The organism is Pedobacter glucosidilyticus DSM 23534, from assembly GCF_000425145.1.
In the GTDB taxonomy this organism is placed as follows: domain Bacteria; phylum Bacteroidota; class Bacteroidia; order Sphingobacteriales; family Sphingobacteriaceae; genus Pseudopedobacter; species Pseudopedobacter glucosidilyticus.
The window spans coordinates 1-22,127 of sequence record NZ_AULF01000037.1; the positions used below are offsets into that span (position 1 = coordinate 1).

A 22,127-nucleotide genomic window follows, 5' to 3' on the forward strand; every position below is an offset into this window, starting at 1 on the left:
AATACTCTTACCCAAAGCACCTAAAAAGAACATCAGCAGGTATCAGGCTAATAAACTTAGAAAGTTACATCGCAAAAGGGCATCCATAGAACCCATTATCGGACACATCAAACAAGATCACAGATTAAACCGCAACTTTTATAAAGGAATAGTGGGCGATAATATCAATATTATGCTTGCTGCTGCTGCTTTTAACTTCAAAAGGATGATGAATAAATGGAAATCATCTTTTGCCAGCTTCTTTTTACAATGGCAGCTCCTTCTAATGTGGGTATTTGATAAACTGACCAAAAAAAATCTGCAAGATCATTCAAATAAATTATACCCTGTAAAGTTAAATTGGACTTTTTAAGGCTTGACCAATTAAGCACTCGTTGCAAACGAGAGCAAGAAAAAAAATAAAAAAGCTACCCCCTTTCGAGATAGCTTACAAATAAAAAAAGAAGTATTATTTTAATTTCGATAAGACTACAAAATATAAAAATCTTTAGATTCTGTTTTATAAGTGGGTATCTCCCGCTCGCTCAACATTTGCCATAAATTACGTTCTATGGTTTTAGAAATACTTGTTACAGGCGTATCCGTAGGCTTATTCTCAAATGGATCTTGTAAATGAACAGCCATTTTTTCTATCAAAAAGAAAGTAGCAGCTAGTGCAATAGTTACGGGTATTTGGTAAATCCCAAAAAAATCCATCAATGAAAATGGTAACTGCAATACAAAAAAATAAATAGAAAAATGGATGTACATCCCATAAGTGGTAGGAAAAACGGTTTTTTTAATACGTTCGCATTTTCCCATAGCATCACATAACTTAGTTAAGGTGTTATCTATTTCCACTTGCTGATAGCTATTTATCCATCCCCGTTCTAGTGCATATTTTAAATCTCTAGCGTGTAGTTGTAAAATAGCATTTGGTTTATGGTCATGATGATTGATAAAAACCATATCTTGTTTACTTAAATATTTATGTAAACCTGCATCAGGGTCCTTATCTCGTAAACTTTGACCTAAACAATAACACCATGCCATTTGTCTTTTTATCCAACGTTCTTGAAAAAGATTAATTTCTACAGAATAGTCCGGATCCTTAAAAAAGGAAAGTAATTGTCTGGCAAGTGTTCTTGAGTCATTAACGATAGCTCCCCAAATAATACGAGCTTCCCACCAACGGTCATAAGCTTGGTTAGACCTAAAGCCCAATAATAAAGAAATTACGGTACCAACAATCATAGGTACAGCTATAGGTAAAGAAAATTTCTGAATATGATAATTACTACTTAAAATACTAATGATACAAGCATAAAAAGCAACAAATAAAATCTCAAATTTAATTTTCCCAAATATATAAGTAACGGGTACCTTACTTTTTAACAACATGATGACCTCCTTTTTTTAGGCTAATGTAAATAGTGGAATTCTGGCTTGTTTAAGTGTTTGGTTTAGGATATGTTGGTTGATAAAATATCTGTTTAAAAATGTCTTCTTTTTTAAAAGAAAAATCATATCAACTTCAAAATCTTCCGTAAACTGCATTACCGACTCTTCATAATTTTCTCCCTGCAACATGTGTATAGAAAACTTATAAGTACCAAAAAGCTTCCCTTTATCTACTTCGTTTTTAAACTGAGCTATTAAGGTTGCAACCTTAGTTATAGGCATAGCGGCTATCAATCTTATTTCTGTTTGGGCTTGTACCAACAATTGGTCAAGCATATTTTTTAGAATGGCGACACAGTTTACATTCTCTTCTAAAATAAAACTGATGGTTTTAGGCGTATCGGCTAGTGGAACTTCCGGAACATACACTACTGGATAAGCACTCTCGTCTAATAATTTTAATAGTTTTTGCTCATCACTATTGGTGGCACTTTTAAAAGCTGTTTTACAATGTAAAATCAAATCTATCTCTTTATTACTGATGATTTGTGCTAAAATAGAAGCAGATAACCCATATTGATGCTCTATTTTGATGCTTGATATACGAAGTGGAAATAATAAAGTAAGTCTTTGTACAGCCTCATGAAATTCTGATGGGATATGTTCATTTTCATCAGTTTTTCTTGATAACATTAATAAATCTGAAATAGAATCTGGTAAAGGTAAAACATGTAGTAATGTAATGTTAAAGGCATAGCCTTTGAATTGGTGTAAAGCATATTGCACCACACTTAATGAGCCTACGGTTAAATTGGTTGGAACTAAAATATTCTTGATTGCTTTCATAATCATTATCCTTTTTTATAAATATCTGTTACAACACTTAAAACAGATTTAAACAGGAATTATAAAATGATTAAACAAATTAGAAACTCATTAAATTTTATAGCGGTTTTATAAATAGAAATGGTTTAAAGAAGCTAAAAAAGCAAGTTTCAAAGCCATTTTAAATATTAGAAGGTTTTAATCTGAGGAAGACATACCTCCTAAACACTGCTTAGCTTAAGACTTTTTATAAAAGTAGACATAAACATCTGTTCCTTTACTTTCTACAGATTGTATGTCTAAAATAGCTTGGTGCACTTTAAAAATTCGGTAAGAAAGTGGCAGCCCTAAGCCAAAGCCCATTCTATCACCATGATTAGACGCTCTGAAGAAGAGCTCGAAAATATGTTCTAAATCTTTTTGCGGAATACCAATACCTTGGTCTGATACACGTACACAAATCTTATCTTTTAAAGTGGATAATTTAACTAAAACAGGCTTATTATCAGAATATTTACAAGCATTCTGGATAATGTTATTGATAGCCAATCTTAGCAAAGGTTCTGTACCAAAAAGCGCTAAATCAGAAGCTTGTTCTGGCAGTTCAGAAAAATCAAGTTGTACTTGGTTATCAGGGTTGGTAACATTTAAATCATCAATAATCGATAACAATAATTCATCTAACCTAATAACATCGTTTAACTGCTTTTTATAATTATAACCAGATTGCGCTAATTTCAACAAGCCATTAATAATGTCATTTAACCTTGAGGCTTGTTTGTAAATCAGCTCTAAGGCTTCCTTATTCTCTCCTTGCGGATTCATAAGCGCTAATTCTGCTGCGCCTAAAATTGCGGTTAACGGAGTTCTTAATTCATGCGAAGCATTGCTTACAAAGTTATTCTGAATTTGAAAAGCTGTTTCTAACCTATCTAACATATTGTTAAAAGTAATAGCCAACTCTTCCATTTCTCCTTTTGCTTTTTTTGATGGATCTAAACGCAAGTCAAGATTATAGGCACTAATATTATTCACTTTCTTGATCATTTTAGAAAGAGGCTTGGTAAAACGTGTTGCAAACCAATTTCCAATGATAAAAGCCAATAAACTCATCACTAAAAAGCAAAACAATAAAATAAATTTTAGTCTTTGTAAATCTTGTTTACCAACTGGATCTGTAGCACTTATGGCTACTATGTAAGTTTCTTCTGGACTATTTCTATAAAGGGTAGCCACAAAATAAGTTCCATACTGTGTGTATTCGGCGTAATTACTTTGTATAACTTTCCTAATCAGTACTGATGGAAGATTTTCTTTAGCATGAAGAATGGGCTTTCCACCTTCTACTTTAATAATGTATTCTTTCTCATCTGGTAAAACCTGTAAATGCTGTTTTCTTACTTCCCGATAAATGGTATTGCTTAATTTACTGGCTCCAAACCTTGACTTTGCGGCTACTTCTGAGCGTAGTTTTAATCGAGTAAAATATTCTTGACGTGTATATTTCTCTGTTAAGAAATACATCATCAAACCAATCATCAGAAAAATTAATGCTGTTAAACCAGCAAAAGCCAGGGTTATTTGTCGCTTAAAACGCATACTCATCATTAAAAATATACCCCATACCTACCTTAGTGTGGATGAGCTTCTGAGTGGCGTTTTTATCAATTTTTTTCCTTAGGTAATTTACATAAACATCTACTACATTGGTTCCTAAATCATAAGTAACATCCCAAACATTTTCTAAAATATCTATTCTGGATAATACCCTTTTCTTGTTTTTGATGAAATATTCTAAAAGCCTATACTCTGTAGCCGTTAAATTTATAGCTTCCCCATTTCTAAAAACACTCCTGGCTTCCGGGTCAAATTCTAAATCAGCAATTTTGATAACAGCATTTTCTTGAGGTAAAACAGCTTTCTTTCTTCTTAGCAAAGCTTTTATACGAGCCAAAAGCTCTACCAATTTAAAAGGTTTTGCAAGGTAATCATCAGCACCCACATCTAAACCGGTAACCACGTTTTCTGTTGAATCTAAGGCACTCAACATTAAAATAGGTACAGGATATTCCTCACTTCTTAGTTTTTTGCAAACTTCAATACCATTTTTTTCTGGCAACATAATATCAAGCAAGACTAAATCAAAATGATGCTCGCGACACATTTTTAAAGCCATATTGCCATCCATAGCAACGCTAACCGTATAATTTTCTTGCTCAAGTGCCTTTTTTATCACTTTAAGAACATCAAATTCATCTTCAACAATTAATATATTCATTGATAATTTTTTAGCACTTAAAAGACAAGTTCCCTAATTAACATTAAAATGAAATTAGAAAACTTGTTAACCACAAATAATTTACAATCAACAAACATTTTTTATTTGTGTTTACCTATAAATTTTAAGTTTCTTCATAATGATTTCTAAAAAACGTTCAAACTTTTATCTTTGATACAAAAATTAAAAAGTTTTGAAGAAACGCATAGCTATTTTCGCCTCTGGTTCGGGTTCTAACGCCCAAAAAATCATGGAGTATTTTAAAAAAAGTAATGATGCAGAAGTTGCTATTGTTTTAACCAATAACCCTGATGCTTATGTACTGCAAAGAGCTGATAATTTTGAAATCCCTTCTCATATTTTTGATAAAAAAGAATTTAGAGATACCGATGATGTAGTCCAATTACTCAAAAATCTACAAATTGATTTAATTGTACTTGCTGGTTTTTTATGGTTAGTCCCAGCAAATTTATTAAAAGCATTCCCAAATAAAATCATCAATATACATCCCTCATTATTGCCAAAATATGGTGGCAAAGGCATGTATGGAGATAAAGTACATCTCGCTGTTTTAGCAAATAAAGAGCTTGAATCTGGTATCACTATACATTTTGTAAACGAACATTTTGATGATGGTGAAGTTATCCATCAATCAAGATTTAAGATTGAAGCCGGAGATGATTTAGAAATGATAAAATTTAAAGGGCAGCAGTTAGAACATCAACACTTCCCTAAAGTTATTGAAGGTCTTATTAAGAAGATGAAAACAATTTAAGATTTAGCGTCTACCCTTAGCTTTTCGCTATCCCAACCGCTATCTCTTTCTAAAATGCCTTCGTCTTTAATATCTCTTAAAATAAGCTCTTCAAGTTCTGTTATTTTTTCTTTAGCAACGCTGATATAAGACTTACTATCATGCCTATGCTTAATTAAATCTGAAAGCACACGCTCATCATGCTTCAAAAAAGTGCGGGCAGCCCTATGTGTTTGGTAAGCCCTAAAACCAATCATTTGTAAAGCATCTGCGCCTAAACGCAAAGAAGAATCAAGCGTTTCGCGATAAATATAATCTACACCAGATTCCATTAAATCAAAAGAATCATTACGGTCATAAGCTCTGGATAATATCTTTAGATGTGGAAAATTCTTCTTTACCATAGCTACCATTTCTAAACATTGTTGTGGTGTATCCATTGCAATGATGATAATTTTAGCAGTTTCAGCACCGGCAGCCTTCATTAAATCAAACCTAGAGGCATCTCCATAATATACTTTATAGCCAAATCTTCTTAATAATTCTACCCTATCAGAATCGTTATCTAATACTGTTGCAGATACTCCGTTTGCTCTTAAAAAACGTCCAACAATATTACCATACCTACCAAAACCAGCAATAATTACAGGGTTTTTATCATGAATTTCATCGGCTGTTCTAGTAGATTTTTCTTTGGTAAAATATCTAGGTAAGATTAACCTTTCATTTGCAACAAAAAATAAAGGTGTTAACGCCATACTTAAAGCTACAATAGCAATTAATAAATCTATATCCTCTGCATTTATAAGTGCATACTGTCCTGCAAAAGAGAAAAGTACAAAAGCAAACTCGCCCATTTGCGCTAAAGAAACGGCAAACAACATATTCTGATCGCCTTTTAACCCAAAAGATTTTCCTAAAACATATAAAATAACACCTTTTAGGAACATCAAACCTAATACTAGGGCAATTACAATTAGAAAATTATCTCTTACCAAACCAAAATCTATGGTAGAGCCCACAGAAATAAAAAACAAGCCTAACAATAAGCCTTTAAAAGGGTCAATATCACTTTCTAATTCATGCTTAAACTCGCTATTTGCTAATACCACACCAGCTAAAAAAGTACCTAAAGCAGGGCTTAAACCCACTACAATCATTAATTCTGCGATTAAAAACACCAATAAAAGTGCTGTAGCCATAAATAATTCTCTTTGGCGGGTTTTGGCTACCCACCTAAAAACAGGACTTACAATATACCTACCTGCTACAATAATGATGGCAATAGCACCTAATACAATTAAAGTTTGTTGCCAGCCAGAAAAACTACTGATTAAGCTTGTACTTTCTTGATCAATAACTTCTGTGGCTAATATTGGAAAAATAGCTAATAAAGGAATAACAGCTATATCTTGAGATAACAATACTGCAAATGACGAATTACCTGCTGAAGTTTTAAGTAAACCTTTCTCGCTAAGCGTTTGCATAACTATAGCCGTTGATGATAAAGAAAGTGTTGCCCCGATAGCTAAAGCCGCTTGCCAGCTTTGCCCCAAAAAATATGCTGCAAAACTAATGGCAATAGTGGTACAAAATACCTGCATACCACCCAAACCAATCACCAACCTTCGCATACGCCATAATAAGTTAGGTTCAAGCTCTAAACCGATAACAAAAAGCATCATAACCACGCCAAATTCTGATACATGCATGATGTCCTTACCTTCCTCACCAACAAACCCCAATACAAAAGGACCAATTACAACTCCGGCAAGCAGATAGCCTAACACAGTCCCTAAACCTAGCCTTTTTGCAATATTAACACCAATAACTGCCGAGGCTAGATATACAATTGCCTGAAATAGAAAAGATTTTTCCATAACTAGAGTTGGTAGGGTTTATCAATCACATAGTTCATATATGTTGCGCTTACTAAATTATCTTCCTGAAATAAACCATCTCTTAAGCCAATAATCACTTGCTGATAATCGTGGGCAAATTGTTGTATTTGCACCTCAGAAAGCCTATGCGTACCATGTACAACAAAAGGTGGATAATAAGTCATTTTACATAAAAAGGCCGTTTGGTCTAAAGGATACAAAAGCTCTGTAATGGTGTAACGGTTATGACCTTCTTTTTTATAAGCTTCAAACGTCCCACCAGTTGTAATAGCATTAAATAGTTTCTTATTTCTTAGTTGGATGCCTTCTTTACCATAAGCCCAACCATATTCCAACACTAAATCTAACCATTGCTTTAAAAGTGGAGGCATGCTATACCAATAAAAAGGATGTTGTAGCACAATAATATCATGCTTGGCTAATATTTTTTGTTCCTTTTTAACATCTATATCAAAATCTGGATAAAGCTCATATAAATCATGAAAAGTAACCTGTTTTAATCCTTTTACAGCTTTAACCAAAAAACGGTTCACCCTAGATTTCTCATACACTGGATGTGCGAATACAATAAGTACTGAAGCCATGAGGGAAAATTAATAAAAATTGCTGATTGTTATCTAATTCTTTATATTTGTTAAAAACAATGATTTTAAGTTGATCATGATTTATCTTCTACAAAACATTTCATTAGCATATACCAATGCACCTATGTTTTTAGGCGATGGCTTATCGTGTAGTACATCTTTTTCATCGTTTTATTCTTCTAAAGACTTTATCATCTAAGCCCCACATCAAAAAACTTAAGGGGCTACCTTAAACTGTTTTTTTACTAATTCTTATGTTTATGATGATTAATCTTTGTTCAGAAATTACTTTTTTTAAAAAAATTACATCCCTACCAAGTAAGAGAAATTTATTTCTATTTAACTTCTTCTTACTTTCTTCAAATAAAGCCTTTATTTCTTAGGCCCCATAATTTTTTATGGGGCGGTATAAATTATTAAATAGTTTATATGGTTTTTATAATGATAACTTATTAATGCTATATGCTTAGTATAGGCAGCTATTATATTATTAAAACCTCACTGGATTACATAAAAAAATAAAGACATGACAAAAGAAAAATTAATATTAGGTTTAAAAGAACATCAATTATTAGAGAAACATTATAAAACTTCTGTGCTTTCTGATTATAATAAGCAAAAATTAATGGAAGAACTTAAACATGCAACCATCATAAAAACAGGTAGCCTTCCAGAAAACGTTATTGGCTTGTATACACATGTAGTTATAGAAGATATGGTGAGCAAGAAAACATTTTCTTTCCAAATTGTACCTTTAGAAGAAGCCAATATGAAAGCACATAAAATCTCGGTATTTAGCCCTATGGCGATAGCTGTTTTAGGCTATCAGGAAGGTTCGCAAGTAAGCTGGGAAATGCCCGGTGGACTGCAAAATTACCTTATTAAAAAGGTAAGTAAACTTAATTAAATGGTTGGTTAAATAGTTACTTTGTGACTTCTCAAAACCAATTTTAATTAAACGATGAAAACAAAAATTTTAAAATCAAGCTTATTCTTATTGATATGCATGTTTTGCTTAACTCAATCATCATTCGCCCAAGTAAAGTTTAAAGGTGTTAAATGGACTAAAATACAAAATCCTGATTTTGTATTACAATTGCAAAACGCTCAAAAAATGGACAGATTTGATTGGGATACATTAAAAGCTAATCAAGACATTGCAGCAAATCTTTGTAAATATGCTTACAAGAATAAAACCAATGATTATACAGACGCTATCCACAGATTTACCATCGGGGCAGATCCAAAAGCCAGAAGATCTGAAATGAAAATACAGATGGACGGTAAATATAAGGAAGACGGTATTTATCAATTTGAAGGCGAAGTAAGATTTATAGACGGTATACTTAGCTCTCATCATATCTGTCAGGTGTGGCAAAACATGAAACAATCTGGCTTTAAAGTGTTGATTTTTAATACGAAGAAAGATGATAAAGGAACATTGGTAGTACCCCCAAGCATTGATAGAGTAGGTATATTTACACCTTTAACAAATGTTTTTGCCGATTATAATGACAAAACTAATAAATGGCTTAAAGTAAATGTTGTTCATTTCAGAAAGGAAAATAAGGTGTATATCTATCTTGGAGACCAAAGTAAATTATATAATGAATATGTTCATGGACCAGCAGACGGCGACTATTACTTCAAATTTGGTGCTTATGGCAAGCTAGAAAACGACAAAGAAGCCACTATAGAATGGCGAAATATTAAAATGTTCGAAGGTTTTAATTAAATCAAAAGGTTTTAGTAAATTACTAAAACCTTTTTTATGTCTTATAGATTTTTGCAATATCAATATCATAAATATAGATGAAAATTATCCTGCCATTAAGCCTAATTTAGAGTTTAGAAAATTATAAATCATACATAAATATTATTGTAATGGAAGAAAAAAAAGATTTAAAAACAACCTTAGCAGATGTTAATGAAGGAGGAGCAGCAAAATGCCCTTTCTCTAGTGGAGCCATAAGAAAAAGTGCTGGTGGCGGTACCAGAAACAGCGACTGGTGGCCTAATCAATTAAAGTTAAATATTCTTCGTCAGCACTCTAACTTGTCTGACCCAATGGACAAGGATTTTAATTATGCCGAAGAGTTTAAATCGTTAGATCTTAACGCCGTTAAACAAGATATATATGAGTTAATGACTACCTCACAAGATTGGTGGCCGGCAGATTATGGTCATTACGGACCGTTTTTTATCCGAATGGCTTGGCATAGTGCCGGAACTTACCGCATTGCCGATGGAAGGGGTGGTGCAGGAGCAGGAACACAACGTTTTGCACCTTTAAACAGCTGGCCAGATAATGCCAACTTAGATAAAGCAAGACTTTTACTTTGGCCAATCAAACAAAAATATGGTAAGAAACTTTCTTGGGCAGATTTAATGATTTTAGCAGGAAACTGCGCATTAGAATCTATGGGTTTCAAAACTTTTGGTTTTGGTGGCGGCCGTAATGATGTTTGGGAACCAGAGGAAGATATTTATTGGGGTTCTGAGGCCGAGTGGTTAGGCGATAAGCGTTATACTGGCGACCGTCATTTAGAAAATCCGCTAGCTGCCGTACAAATGGGTTTAATTTATGTAAATCCTGAAGGACCTAATGGCAATCCGGATCCATTAGCTTCTGCTCGTGATATACGCGAAACATTTGCCCGAATGGCGATGAATGATGAAGAAACCGTTGCTTTAATTGCTGGAGGTCATACCTTTGGTAAAACACATGGCGCAGCTGATCCTAGCAAATATGTAGGCAAAGAACCTGCCGGAGCAAGTATAGAAGAGCAAAGCCAAGGCTGGAAAAATACTTACGGTACTGGTAATGGGGCAGATACTATTACGAGTGGTTTAGAAGGTGCATGGACCACTACGCCTACAAAATGGAGTAACAATTACTTCGAAAATTTATTTGGATACGAGTGGGAATTAACTAAAAGCCCTGCTGGAGCACATCAATGGAGACCAAAAAATGGCGCTGGCGAAGGTACTGTACCAGATGCACATGACCCTGCTAAAAAACATGCTCCTTTTATGCTAACTACAGATTTAGCTTTACGTATAGACCCAGCTTACGAGAAAATATCAAGACGTTTTTATGAAAACCCTGATGAATTTGCAGATGCTTTTGCAAGAGCTTGGTTTAAATTAACTCACCGTGATATGGGACCAAAATCTCGGTATTTAGGTCCAGAAGTACCTGCCGAAGAATTAATTTGGCAAGACCCGGTTCCGGCTGTAACACATAAATTAATTGATAACCAAGACATTTCTTCTTTAAAAGCTAGTATACTAGCATCAGGACTAAGTATTTCAGAATTGGTTTCTACAGCCTGGGCTTCTGCTTCTACTTTCAGAGGGTCTGATAAACGTGGTGGTGCTAATGGTGCTCGTATCCGCTTAACGCCTCAAAAATATTGGGAGGTAAACAATCCTTCACAATTAGCTAAAGTGCTTGATAAATTAGAGCAAATACAAAGAGACTTTAACGCAACACAATCTGATGGTAAATTAGTTTCTTTGGCTGATTTAATAGTACTTGGAGGATGTGCGGCTGTTGAACAAGCTGCTAAAAATGCTGGTTTCAACGTTGAAGTTCCATTTACTCCGGGTCGTACAGATGCTTCGCAAGAACAAACAGATGTTGATTCATTTGCAGTATTAGAACCACATGCTGATGGTTTCCGCAATTATTTAAAAGCTCATCATACAGCTTCGCCAGAAGAGTTATTAGTGGATAAAGCACAACTTTTAACACTTACCGCACCAGAAATGACTGCTTTAGTTGGGGGTTTACGTGTATTAAACGCAAACTTTGATGGTTCTAAACATGGAGTATTTACCAACCGTACTGAAGTATTATCTAATGACTTCTTTTTAAATCTTTTAGACTTTGGCACAACATGGCAAGCAATAACAGATGCTAAAAATATTTTTGAAGGTAAAGACCGTAAAACTGGTGAATTAAAATGGACTGGTACAAGAGTAGATTTAATATTTGGTTCTAACTCTGAATTAAGAGCTATTGCCGAAGTTTATGGATGCGCAGACGGACAAGAAAAATTTGTTAAAGACTTTATTGCCGCATGGAATAAAGTAATGAATCTTGACCGTTTTGATTTAGCTTAATTTCAGTCAATCAGTATATATGTTTAGGTGGTTTAGAAAATCTAAACCACCTTTTTTATAATTATAGCTGATAAACTTAACTCCCTGCAAAAGGAGACCCAAATATACCTACTGCTAATTCTGCCCAAATCAGGAAAAATGTCAAAAGAATAACGCCTAATACGATTAACCTTTGTGGATTGGTTTTTATCTTTCTGATAGCTAAGTCGATTAGTAAACCCGTTCCGGTCAATAAAACGCCCATAAGTATAAAATCGAACAGAGACCAATCTACCTCGGAAGTAAATTGCATAGCGATGAATGGGATAAGCAATATTGCCCCCACTACCCCTAAGATGATGATTAAGCTTTTCATTTTCATAATCTTAAAATTTATTTTTTGTTGATATTTTTATTGAAGAAGTTGCTCTATCGCTTTTATATGCTTGATAAATGCTTCCTTACCTTTTTCGGTTGCTGAATAGTTAGTATTAGGTTTACGGTCTACAAAGGCTTTCTCATAGCTTATATAACCACATTTTTCTAAAGATTTTAAATGGCTAGCTAAATTACCATCGGTAACATCCAGAAGCTCTTTTAGAGAAGTATAATCTATATAGTCGTTTACAACCAAGGCAGACATAATCCCTAACCTAATTCTGTTTTCAAATGCTTTGTCTAAATCTTTTAAGACTTCCTTCACTATTTGTATTTCTTTTGGACAATTAAACCATAAATAACTTGGATAACTCCAAAACCTAAAGCCCACAGCAAAAGGCTATGTGCTATAAATTGTATCGCTAATAATCCTAGAACAATCTCAAATAAACCTAAATTTCTGAGCTCTGGCCAAGTATACTTACTCGCATTGATAAGTGCTAAGCCATAAAAAACAAGCGTTAATGCTGGCAAAAACCCTACAAATCCCTTAAATAAAAGCAATAAACATAGCAAACCACCAGTAACTAAAGGGATAGCTAAATTAATCAGCAATCTTTTACTCTGCTGATCCCAAACTTTTTGACTTTGCTTGATGGCTTTTTGCGTAGTAAAGAAAATAGCCGAGCCGATAGATAACCCTAGCGTTACTACAGCAATAAGTAGTAAATAAAATAAGTTTGTAGCATTTATACTTACAGGTTGTTCTATTAACCAGTTTTGTTTTTGGAAAATGATAAAATAAGCCGCTGTAACCCCAGCCAATGCTATTAAACCAGTAGAAACACCAGACCAGCCACTTAAAGAAATAAACCGTGTTGAGCGGTTCATGATGTCCTTAATTTCTTTGATATCTTCTAGATATTTTTCTTTCATTTAAAAGTACTTTGAAATACAAAGTAAAATATAAATATTCATATCTGCAATTATTTATCGCTTATTTTTTATGGATGTCTTTTAAAACTTAAAATTCTCTTTCCCCAAACTCGCTACTAGGCAGTTTCAGTTTTTTGGTTAAAGGGTTTAGATTAAAGCTTAGGTTAATCATGAAGATGTCCTTCTCATGAATATAATTGGTTGTGGTAAAGAAATCTCTACCGCGGGTAGTAATGCGCTGTTCGTTGGTGTTAATCATCCCTAAACTCATGTTTTGCCAAAGTAGGCTCGCTGTTAACCTACCATTTAAAAAGCTTTGTTTTACAGATGAATTAGGCACTATAAATCTAGAATCCTCGCCTTGGGCTGTTGGGCGTTCTGATAAATAATTAAGGTTAAACTGTATGCTGGTGTTTTTTCCTGCACTAAAACTATGGTTAGTATTGATAGAATAGGCCAAACCAGAATTATTTACAGCTACTCTATTATTAAATAGTGCCCCTTTTATTCGGTAATCGTAAATATTTACACCTACATAAGCCGACCACCACTTTATAGGTTTCACATTCAAGCCTGTTTCTATCCCCCAAAGGTTAGCATCGCCAGCATTGGTATATATCCTGTTTAAAACAGTATCAGCATACACACTATTTACTCGGTTTACTACATTAGTAATTTGCTGGTTATATAAAGTAGCAAAAACAGAGCCTTTAGTAAAATCTTTTATCAAACCTAACTCTGTTAAATTGATAAACTCTGGAAGGATAGTAGGGTCTCCTTGTTCTAATGTTTCAGAATGTTCTCTTTCTGCATAAGGGTTTAACTCGTTATTGGTAGACCTTTGTACCCTTCTACTAAAACCGCCTTTCAGTTTATAGCCTTTATCAAATGTGTAAAGTAAGTTTAGCGATGGGAAAAAGTTAGACAAATTTAAATCAATAGGGTTTGCAATTTTATTGGCTTTAAAACTACGTGTGGCATACTCGTAACGTAAACCGCCGGTATATTCTAATTTACCTGTTTTTGCTGCGTATTGTGTATAAAAAGCATTGATATTGTTAATGACATTGATATCATCACTAAACTCGGGTACGGTGGCAAATTGCCCTGTACCCAAAATAGCCTCCTGATATAAGAAACTACCTGTTTGTTTTTGATACCTTAATTGATAACCGCTTTCTAACCTTCCTTTTCCTATGGGGATAGCATAATCTAATTTTAACCTTACTGCATCTAGCGGACTAGTACCTGTATTGAGGACATATTGAATGGTATCTGTATAATCGTTGATATTGAGGTTATTGTTTTTGGTGAAGCCTTCAAGTCTGGCATGCTCATACAAACCAGATAAAGTTAAAGTCGATTTATTTTTGAAGCTATGCATATAATCAAGGTTACCTAAAACAAAATTCCCTTGTCTAAGTACCAAATTGGCATTATAATAGGCTAACTCATTGATGATATTTCCTGTGTTAATATCTGTAGTACGATTATTATAATTGATATCCGCCTGCCTAAATTGTTTCCTTTGGCCAGCATAAAAACCAGCGTTAAAAGTATTTGCTTTATCAGGAGTATAAGTTAAAGATGCTCTTGCCGAGTAGTTGGTTCTATCAAAGCTACGCTCTCCGGTTGATGGGAATGACGTAAACCTATTCCCAATCGTTGTATTCACATCTCCTACCCTTTTACCAGCCAAATCATTCTGCTGGTAACTGCCTCCAAAAGATAATTCCCATTCATTCTTTTGATAGTTGATGGTTGCATCAGCACCGTATCTTTTAGGCGTTTCTTTATTATCGTAATTACTAACACTAGGCAAACCTCCATTTACATTCAATACATAAGATAAGCCATCTCCAGCACCTCTTTTGGTGGTGATGTTAATGATTCCTGATTTACCATCGGCATCATATTTTGCAGATGGCGCCGTAATAATTTCTATATTTTCTATAGCGTTTGCCGGAATTTGATTCAGTAACGTAGCTGCATCTGTTTGTACTGGCTTGCCATTTAATAAAATTAAAAAACCAGTTGAACCTCTTAACCTTATATCGCCCTCGCCATTAACCGTAATAGATGGCATATTTCTAATCACATCTATAGCTGTGCCTCCTTTGGCAGATTCAAATTGGTCTGCCTTAAAAACCTGCTTATCTATTTTATTGATAGGATTGTTGCGGTTACTTTCTACTTTTACCTCGCTAAGTAATTGCGCTGTACCTTTAAGTAAGATGATACCAAAATCTATGGTTTTATCAGCTTCAAGCTTGATATTTTTGATGCTTTTTGATTGATAGCCTATAAAATCTATTTTAAGATGATAAACGCCAGCCTTTAAGCCTGTGATATTAAAAGCACCCTTTTCATCAGTAATTTTACCATTTACAACTTTAGCATCGGCAGCACTAAAAATCCCAATACTGGCATATTCTATGGGTGTTTTAGTTAAGGAATCTAAAACCCGACCTTTAACTTGATATTGAGCAAAACTTGTAGCAACAACTCCTAAAAATAGTACTAACGCAAATATTTTCTTTTTCATCTTTTATAATTGGATAAAGATAAAATTGTATTTATATAAAGTAAATAAACTATGATATTACTAATTGATATTTAACTGACCGCCCTGCGCCTTCTGCAATAATGATTCCTCACTAAAAAACACAAATTGATATAAGGGTGAAATAAGTTTATATCTTAAAAGTACTCATTAGCTGTAGAGTAAAGGGCTTTAAAAGATTAAATATAGAGGTAGAATTAATTCAAGTAAGTTTTTTGAGGTACAATGGTACAAATATAATTTTGGTAATAGGATAAAACTATTAAACCGATTAATCATCTTCATTGGCTCAAGTAGACTGCTATTTAAGCAAACAATTCGCTACTAGTTGCATCATTAAATTTAAACTCCAATAAAAAAAGCCTCTAACATTACATTAAAGGCTAATTTTTAAAATTGTGCGGAGAAGGTGGGATTCGAACCCACGATACCGTTGCCAGTATACAAACTTTCCAGGCTTGCTCTTTCGACCACTCAGACACCTCTCCTATTTTCCCTCTCGGGGGATGCAAAACTAATTAATTCTTTCAATTTTACAGAACAATATCTCCTAATTTAAACCTTAAGCTTAAATTAGCCTTTTAAAATTTTTGAGATATGGATTATCAGGCTTATTTATTTGATTTAAACGGAACCATTATAGACGATATGCAGTTTCATGCCAGAGCATGGTATGATATTTTAAGCAACGATTTAAAAGCCGATATCACTTTTGAAGAAACCGTTTTACAGATGTACGGTAAAAACCAAGAATTGCTAGAGCGTGTCTTTGGGAAAGGCTATTTCACACAAGAGCAAATGGATAAGCTTTCTATGGAAAAAGAACAGCGTTACCAAGCCGAGTATAAAGCCCACATGAAACTTATTGATGGTTTAGGTGATTATCTAGAAAATGCAAAATCAAAAGGTATCAAAATGGCTATAGGCTCGGCTGCTATTCCATTCAATATTGATTTTATCTTGGATAACCTGCATATCCGCGAATATTTCCCGGTTATTGTAAGTGCCAATGATGTTTCTTTAAGTAAACCACATCCAGAAACTTTTTTAAAAGGAGCAGAACTTTTAGGGGTAGCACCAAGCGCTTGCGTAGTTTTTGAAGATGCGCCAAAAGGTGTTGAAGCAGCACAAAGTGCCAATATGAAAAGTGTTGTGCTTACTACCTTACACGAGCCTGCTGATTTTAACACTTATAGTAATATTTTAACTTTTACAGCTAACTATCAGAATCTAAATCTTTTTTAAAAAATTGCTTTTTAGAAGTTAATAATGCTTGGAAAAATATATAAATGTTATTTTTACACTTAATAAAATAAATTGTATTTTGCACACTCAATTATAAATCACAAAGTCATTAATGATGAGTCAAGGTAAATATGTTATCGGGGTAGATTACGGGACAGATTCTGTACGTTCTGTTTTGGTAGATGCCTCTAACGGAACTATTTGTTCAACAGCTGTTTTTTATTATCCCAGATGGAAGAAAGGATTATATTGTAATCCTGCTCAAAACCAATTCAGGCAACACCCGCTAGATTATGTAGAAGGCCTTGAACATACCATAACATCTTGCCTTAGCCAAGTAGGTATTGAAATAGCACAACAAGTAAAAGCTATTTCTATAGATACAACAGGCTCTACACCGGTAGCGGTTAATGAGCAGGGTGTACCTTTGGCTTTAACAGCAGAGTTTGCAGAAAACCCCAATGCTATGTTTATCCTTTGGAAAGACCATACAGCATTAAAAGAAGCTGCCGAGATAAATAAACACGCAGAAAAATTTGATACCAATTACCTAAAATACGTTGGCGGAATTTACTCTTCAGAATGGTTTTGGGCAAAAATATTAAGAACCTTAAGGGTTGATGAAAGCGTTAAAAATGCTGCTTTTTCTTGGGTAGAGCATTGCGATTGGATTCCTTTTTTATTAACCGGAGCTCAGCATGTCTCAGCATTAAAAAGAGGCGTTTGTGCGGCTGGTCACAAAGCACTTTGGGCCGAGGAGTTTAACGGTTTTCCACCAGAAGATTTCTTTACCACTTTAGATCCTCTTTTAAAAGGTTTAAGAGAAAGAGTTTCTCAGGAAGTTTTACCAGCTTCAGAAGCTGCTGGTACACTTAGTGCAGAGTGGGCGAAAAAACTAGGCTTAAATACCGATGTTAAAATCGGAATTGGTGCTTTTGACGCACACATGGGTGCTGTTGGCGGCCAAATAGAGCCATACCATTTAAGTAAAGTAATGGGTACTTCTACCTGCGATATGTTGGTAGCACCTTCTGCTGAAATGACAGGTAAATTGGTTAAAGGTATTTGTGGACAAGTAAATGGTTCTATCATACCGGGTATGAGTGGTTTAGAAGCCGGTCAGTCTGCTTTTGGCGATGCTTATGCATGGTTCCAAAAAATGCTAAAATGGCCTCTAGAGCAAATTCTGGCCGATTCAAACGCTATTTCTGAAGAACAAAAAGAGAAGTTAAGAGAAGAATATAATGAGCAAATCATCATTAAACTTAGTAAGGCTGCTGCTGCCCTGCCGCTTGATGTGAAAGATGAATTGGCTATAGATTGGTTAAACGGAAGAAGAACACCAGATGCTAATCAAGAATTAAAAGGTGCTTTTTGGGGTTTAGATTTGGGTACCGATGCGCCTGCTATGTTTAAAGCCTTGGTTGAGGCTACTTGTTTTGGTGCAAAGAAAATTGTGGATCGTTTTATAGAGCAAGGCATCCCTGTTAAAGGCTTAATTGGTTTAGGTGGAGTAGCCAAAAAATCGGCTTACATTATGCAAGTAATGGCTGATGTGATGAATATGCCTATCAGGATTCATCAATCAAACCAAACTTGTGCTTTAGGTGCAGCAATGTTTGCAGCAACTGTAGCTGGGTTTTATCCAACTGTAGAAAATGCTATGGAAGCTATGGGACATGGTTTTAGCGATGAGTATTTTCCTAATCAAGAAAATGTAGCGCTTTACCAAGCTCGATACGAAAAATACAAAGCGATGGGAGCTTTTATAGAGCTTAACTAACAACTACATAACCGGTAACTGAAAACCGATAAAAATGGATAAATATAGAAAAATACAAGAAGAGGCTTATTTAGCTAATATGCGTTTACCCGAGTTAAATCTGGTGATTTTTACTTTTGGCAATGTAAGCGTTGCAGATAGAGATTTGGGTGTTTTTGCGATTAAGCCTAGCGGAGTAGATTATACCAAGCTAAAGGTAGAGCAAATGGTAATTGTAGATTTTGATGGGAACACCGTTGCTGGAGATTTAAGACCTTCATCAGATACTAAAACCCATGCTGTTTTATATAAGCATTGGGATAATATTAATAGCGTGGTGCATACACACTCTACTTATGCCACGGCTTGGGCGCAATCTCAAAGAGATATTCCTATTTATGGTACTACACATGCAGATTATACCACTTGCGATATTCCATGTGCTCCGCCAATGAGCGATGAAATGATTAAAGGTAATTACGAATATGAAACAGGCTTCCAAATCATCAATTGTTTAAAAGAAAGAGGTTTAAGTAATAGCGATGTAGAGATGATTTTAGTAGGCAACCATGCACCTTTTACTTGGGGTAAAACGGCTGATAAAGCTGTACATAACAGTGCTGTTTTAGAAGAAATAGCTCGTATGGCTTATTTAACTGAGCAAATTAATCCGCAAGTACCAAAGTTAAAAGACGCTTTAATTAAGAAACATTACGACCGTAAGCATGGCGAAGGCTCTTATTATGGGCAATAGTTAGATACTAGACAATAGAAGTTATTAATCAATTTAAAAAACATACAAGCCATGGAAATCCCTCTCCTTCGGAGAGGGATTTAGGGTGAGGCAAAAACATCAAAATGATAGATTTAAAGAAATTTGAACTTTGGTTTATTACAGGTAGCCAAGATTTATATGGCGAAGAAACGCTAAAGCAAGTAGCACAGCATTCGCAAATTATTGCAGAATCATTAAACAAGGCAAGTGCTATCCCGGTAAGGGTGGTATTTAAACCAACTGTAAAATCTCCTGATGAGATTTTTAACATCTGCCAACAGGCAAACGTAACCGATAATTGTATTGGGGTAATTGCTTGGATGCATACTTTCTCGCCAGCTAAAATGTGGATTGGTGGTTTAAAAGTATTGCAAAAACCTATGCTACACTTGCATACACAGTTTAATCGTGATATTCCTTGGGCTAACATAGATATGGATTTCATGAACCTTAACCAAAGCGCCCATGGCGATAGGGAGTTTGGTTTCATGGTATCGCGTATGCGCATTAACCGTAAGGTAGTAGTTGGCCATTGGGAAGATGAAAATGTCATCTCTCAAATTGGCGATTGGGCTCGTGTTGCAGCAGCTTGGAAAGACTCTAACCAAACTAAAGTTGCCCGTTTTGGCGATAATATGCGTTACGTAGCTGTTACCGATGGCGATAAAGTTGAGGCCGAAATAAAGTTTGGTTACCAAGTAAATGGCTATGGTATTGGCGATTTGGTAAAAGTTATTGATACTGTTTCTGATGCCGAGGTAGATAAACTTATTCAAGAATATGGCGATAGTTACCAGTTGATGGAGAGCTTGCTTAAAGGTGGTGCACAACATCAATCTTTAAGAGATGCCGCTAAAATAGAATTAGGTTTAGAGCGCTTTTTAACTGATGGTGGCTTTACCGCTTTTACCGATACTTTTGAAGATTTACATGGTATGAAACAATTGCCTGGTATTGCTTCTCAAAGGTTAATGGCTAAAGGTTTTGGTTTTGCTGGTGAAGGCGATTGGAAAACTGCCGCTTTGGTACGTACCATGAAGGTAATGGGTACCGGTTTAAAAGGAGGAAATTCTTTTATGGAAGATTATACTTACCATTTCGACCCAGCTAATCCTCAGGTTTTAGGCTCCCACATGTTAGAGATTTGTCCTTCTATTGCTGATGCTAAACCTAAATGCGAGATTCATCCTTTAGGAATTGGTGGTAAGGCAGATCCTGTACGTTTGGTATTTAACTCGGCAGCTGGTCCGGCTATTAACGTTTCAGTAGTAGATATGGGTAACCGTTTTAGAATTTTAGTGAACGAGGTTGATGCTATAGCACCAGAGCATGATTTACCAAAATTACCTGTAGCAAGAGTTTTATGGAAACCACAGCCAGATATGTATACAGGTTGTGCCGCATGGATTTTAGCTGGTGGCGCACACCATACTTGTTACAGCCAAAACTTAACAGCAGAGCATATCCAAAGTTTTGCAGAAATTGCTGATGTTGAGTTTGTTTTAATAGGTAAAGACACCAACTTATATCAATTCAAAAATGAATTGAGATGGAATGAGGTTTATTATAAATAGGTGGTTTTAAAAGCTGGTCTTGTTAAAAGATCAGCTTTTTTAGTTTAAAAGCCACTTCATTTATGGATTAGCACTAATAACTGGTAGTTTAATAAAGCTGTCTGTTACAGCTTCTTCGGCGGTTTTTGCTCTTAGCTCATCCATGTGATAATGCTTATCAAAAAACTCATCACACCATAAACAAATATTTTGAAGCTTTTTTCCTCTTTCTACGGCATAAGCCTCGCTTACGCCAATACTTTCTCCCATTTTATAAGGTTCGCCGTCATTTAAAGCTTTAAAAATTTCAGATTCTTTTACTTTTAGCAATACATCGGCTATTTTTTCTTTTCTGGCATCGCCTAAAGCTTTTTTTGTGCCAGGACAACATGGGTTTATGGCCCATAGTTGGATGCTCAGTTCCTCAATCACATCTTGATGACCGCCTAAGAAATTTTTAGCTCCTGATTGTATGTTACAAAAGTTATGTAAATGATTTTGCATCCATAAGTCTTTGGTAAAGGCTCTGCCTCTTGCCCAATTACCACCCAGCCACATTTCCTCGTTTGCTCCAAAATAAGAGTAGGTACGCCAATTGGGATCAAGTTTAGCTCGCTTTTCTTCGTCTTTAACACCTACTGTAATATAAGGCATAATATCTACCAAACCTCGGCTATCAAACAACTCTTTTAAGATATTAAGTTTTGCTCCGGCATGCTTATGAAATCTGTCTAAACTGGCAATACTAAATCCTTTAACACCTTTCTCCAGCAAAATATCCAGAATTTTACCAGTCATTAAATCACCATTGGTTTGTATGGTAATTTTTAAATCTTGACCATACTTTGCTATTAAAGTATCAATAATCAGGTAAAGCTGTTTTCTATCTGCTAAGGGCTCGCCGCCACTTAAAATAATTTTACTTAATTTTTCTGGCAAATGATGAATGATCTGTAAACACTCCTCATCAGTCATGCGCTTACCTTTAGGCCCAGAGTCATTGTAACAATGGTCGCATTCATCATTACAAAGCTGGGTAAATACCCAATATATGGTTCCGTAAGTGTTATAATCGTTTCTCATAGT

General features: G+C 34.9%; 20 protein-coding genes and 1 tRNA gene. 9 read left to right on the forward strand and 12 right to left on the reverse strand.

Annotated elements, in window-relative coordinates:
* A partial coding sequence (locus H510_RS18740) for a transposase (protein ID WP_036692648.1) occupies positions 1-352 on the forward strand: 352 nt, incomplete at its 5' end.
* Between the two features lie 116 nt (positions 353-468).
* On the opposite strand, the gene H510_RS0111195 is transcribed toward H510_RS18740, so the two are convergent.
* The 4 genes from H510_RS0111195 to H510_RS0111210 all read right to left on the reverse strand — a co-directional run bounded on the left by H510_RS0111195 (position 469) and on the right by H510_RS0111210 (position 4,483).
* Positions 469-1,380, reverse strand: coding sequence for a bestrophin family protein (locus H510_RS0111195; RefSeq protein ID WP_026904410.1), 912 nt, complete (start codon positions 1,378-1,380; stop codon positions 469-471).
* A 15-nt stretch (positions 1,381-1,395) separates the two neighbouring features.
* Positions 1,396-2,226, reverse strand: a complete 831-nt coding sequence (locus H510_RS0111200; protein ID WP_026904411.1) for a universal stress protein — start codon at positions 2,224-2,226, stop codon at positions 1,396-1,398.
* Positions 2,227-2,442: 216 nt separating this feature from the next.
* A complete protein-coding gene (locus tag H510_RS0111205) occupies positions 2,443-3,804 on the reverse strand; it encodes a sensor histidine kinase (RefSeq protein WP_026904412.1) in 1,362 nt (453 codons plus the stop codon).
* The gene (locus tag H510_RS0111210; RefSeq protein ID WP_026904413.1) at positions 3,794-4,483 is read right to left on the reverse strand and encodes a response regulator transcription factor; all 690 of its coding nucleotides are present in this window, start codon (positions 4,481-4,483) and stop codon (positions 3,794-3,796) included. Before H510_RS0111210 ends, H510_RS0111205 begins: the two co-directional genes overlap by 11 nt.
* Positions 4,484-4,676: 193 nt before the next feature.
* On the opposite strand from H510_RS0111210, the gene purN reads away from it, so the two are divergent.
* The gene (gene purN, locus H510_RS0111215) at positions 4,677-5,258 is read left to right on the forward strand and encodes a phosphoribosylglycinamide formyltransferase (RefSeq protein ID WP_026904414.1); all 582 of its coding nucleotides are present in this window, start codon (positions 4,677-4,679) and stop codon (positions 5,256-5,258) included.
* Here the strand turns inward: purN and H510_RS0111220 are convergent.
* Together H510_RS0111220 and kefF are read right to left on the reverse strand one after the other, a co-directional pair.
* Positions 5,255-7,117, reverse strand: coding sequence for a monovalent cation:proton antiporter-2 (CPA2) family protein (locus H510_RS0111220; RefSeq protein ID WP_026904415.1), 1,863 nt, complete (start codon positions 7,115-7,117; stop codon positions 5,255-5,257). The genes purN and H510_RS0111220 overlap by 4 nt on opposite strands.
* A 2-nt stretch (positions 7,118-7,119) precedes the next feature.
* Entirely contained in the window at positions 7,120-7,722 is a 603-nt protein-coding gene (kefF, locus tag H510_RS0111225; protein WP_026904416.1) for a glutathione-regulated potassium-efflux system oxidoreductase KefF, read from the reverse strand.
* 526 nt (positions 7,723-8,248) lie between these two features.
* On the opposite strand from kefF, the gene H510_RS0111230 reads away from it, so the two are divergent.
* The 3 genes from H510_RS0111230 to katG all read left to right on the forward strand — a co-directional run bounded on the left by H510_RS0111230 (position 8,249) and on the right by katG (position 11,850).
* The gene (locus H510_RS0111230) at positions 8,249-8,629 is read left to right on the forward strand and encodes a GreA/GreB family elongation factor (protein WP_026904417.1); all 381 of its coding nucleotides are present in this window, start codon (positions 8,249-8,251) and stop codon (positions 8,627-8,629) included.
* A 54-nt stretch (positions 8,630-8,683) separates the two neighbouring features.
* Complete coding sequence (locus tag H510_RS0111235) at positions 8,684-9,457, forward strand: hypothetical protein (protein ID WP_155977942.1); 774 nt, start codon at positions 8,684-8,686, stop codon at positions 9,455-9,457.
* 149 nt (positions 9,458-9,606) lie between these two features.
* A complete protein-coding gene (gene katG / locus H510_RS0111240) occupies positions 9,607-11,850 on the forward strand; it encodes a catalase/peroxidase HPI (protein ID WP_026904419.1) in 2,244 nt (747 codons plus the stop codon).
* Between the two features lie 76 nt (positions 11,851-11,926).
* Here katG and H510_RS0111245 read toward each other — a convergent pair whose 3' ends face one another.
* The 5 genes from H510_RS0111245 to H510_RS0111265 all read right to left on the reverse strand — a co-directional run bounded on the left by H510_RS0111245 (position 11,927) and on the right by H510_RS0111265 (position 16,194).
* Entirely contained in the window at positions 11,927-12,211 is a 285-nt protein-coding gene (locus tag H510_RS0111245; RefSeq protein WP_026904420.1) for a hypothetical protein, read from the reverse strand.
* A gap of 30 nt (positions 12,212-12,241) precedes the next feature.
* On the reverse strand, positions 12,242-12,532 hold the full coding sequence (locus H510_RS0111250) for a winged helix-turn-helix domain-containing protein (RefSeq protein ID WP_026904421.1): 291 nt from the start codon (positions 12,530-12,532) through the stop codon (positions 12,242-12,244).
* A complete protein-coding gene (locus H510_RS0111255) occupies positions 12,532-13,143 on the reverse strand; it encodes a hypothetical protein (RefSeq protein WP_026904422.1) in 612 nt (203 codons plus the stop codon). The genes H510_RS0111250 and H510_RS0111255 overlap by 1 nt, the downstream gene beginning before the upstream one ends.
* An 88-nt stretch (positions 13,144-13,231) precedes the next feature.
* Positions 13,232-15,688, reverse strand: a complete 2,457-nt coding sequence (locus tag H510_RS0111260) for a TonB-dependent receptor (protein ID WP_036692652.1) — start codon at positions 15,686-15,688, stop codon at positions 13,232-13,234.
* A gap of 419 nt (positions 15,689-16,107) precedes the next feature.
* Positions 16,108-16,194, reverse strand: a tRNA-Ser gene (locus H510_RS0111265).
* A gap of 109 nt (positions 16,195-16,303) precedes the next feature.
* On the opposite strand from H510_RS0111265, the gene H510_RS0111270 reads away from it, so the two are divergent.
* The 4 genes from H510_RS0111270 to araA all read left to right on the forward strand — a co-directional run bounded on the left by H510_RS0111270 (position 16,304) and on the right by araA (position 21,062).
* On the forward strand, positions 16,304-16,951 hold the full coding sequence (locus H510_RS0111270) for an HAD family hydrolase (protein ID WP_026904424.1): 648 nt from the start codon (positions 16,304-16,306) through the stop codon (positions 16,949-16,951).
* A 115-nt stretch (positions 16,952-17,066) separates the two neighbouring features.
* Positions 17,067-18,734 (forward strand): ribulokinase, encoded by a 1,668-nt coding sequence (locus H510_RS0111275; protein ID WP_026904425.1) that lies wholly within the window; start codon positions 17,067-17,069, stop codon positions 18,732-18,734.
* Positions 18,735-18,768: 34 nt separating this feature from the next.
* A complete protein-coding gene (locus H510_RS0111280) occupies positions 18,769-19,467 on the forward strand; it encodes an L-ribulose-5-phosphate 4-epimerase (RefSeq protein WP_026904426.1) in 699 nt (232 codons plus the stop codon).
* A gap of 104 nt (positions 19,468-19,571) precedes the next feature.
* Positions 19,572-21,062, forward strand: coding sequence for an L-arabinose isomerase (gene araA / locus H510_RS0111285; protein WP_026904427.1), 1,491 nt, complete (start codon positions 19,572-19,574; stop codon positions 21,060-21,062).
* Positions 21,063-21,122: 60 nt separating this feature from the next.
* Here the strand turns inward: araA and H510_RS18745 are convergent, their stop codons facing one another.
* Positions 21,123-22,124, reverse strand: a complete 1,002-nt coding sequence (locus tag H510_RS18745) for a radical SAM protein (RefSeq protein WP_051291165.1) — start codon at positions 22,122-22,124, stop codon at positions 21,123-21,125.
* Positions 22,125-22,127: the final 3 nt, after the last annotated feature.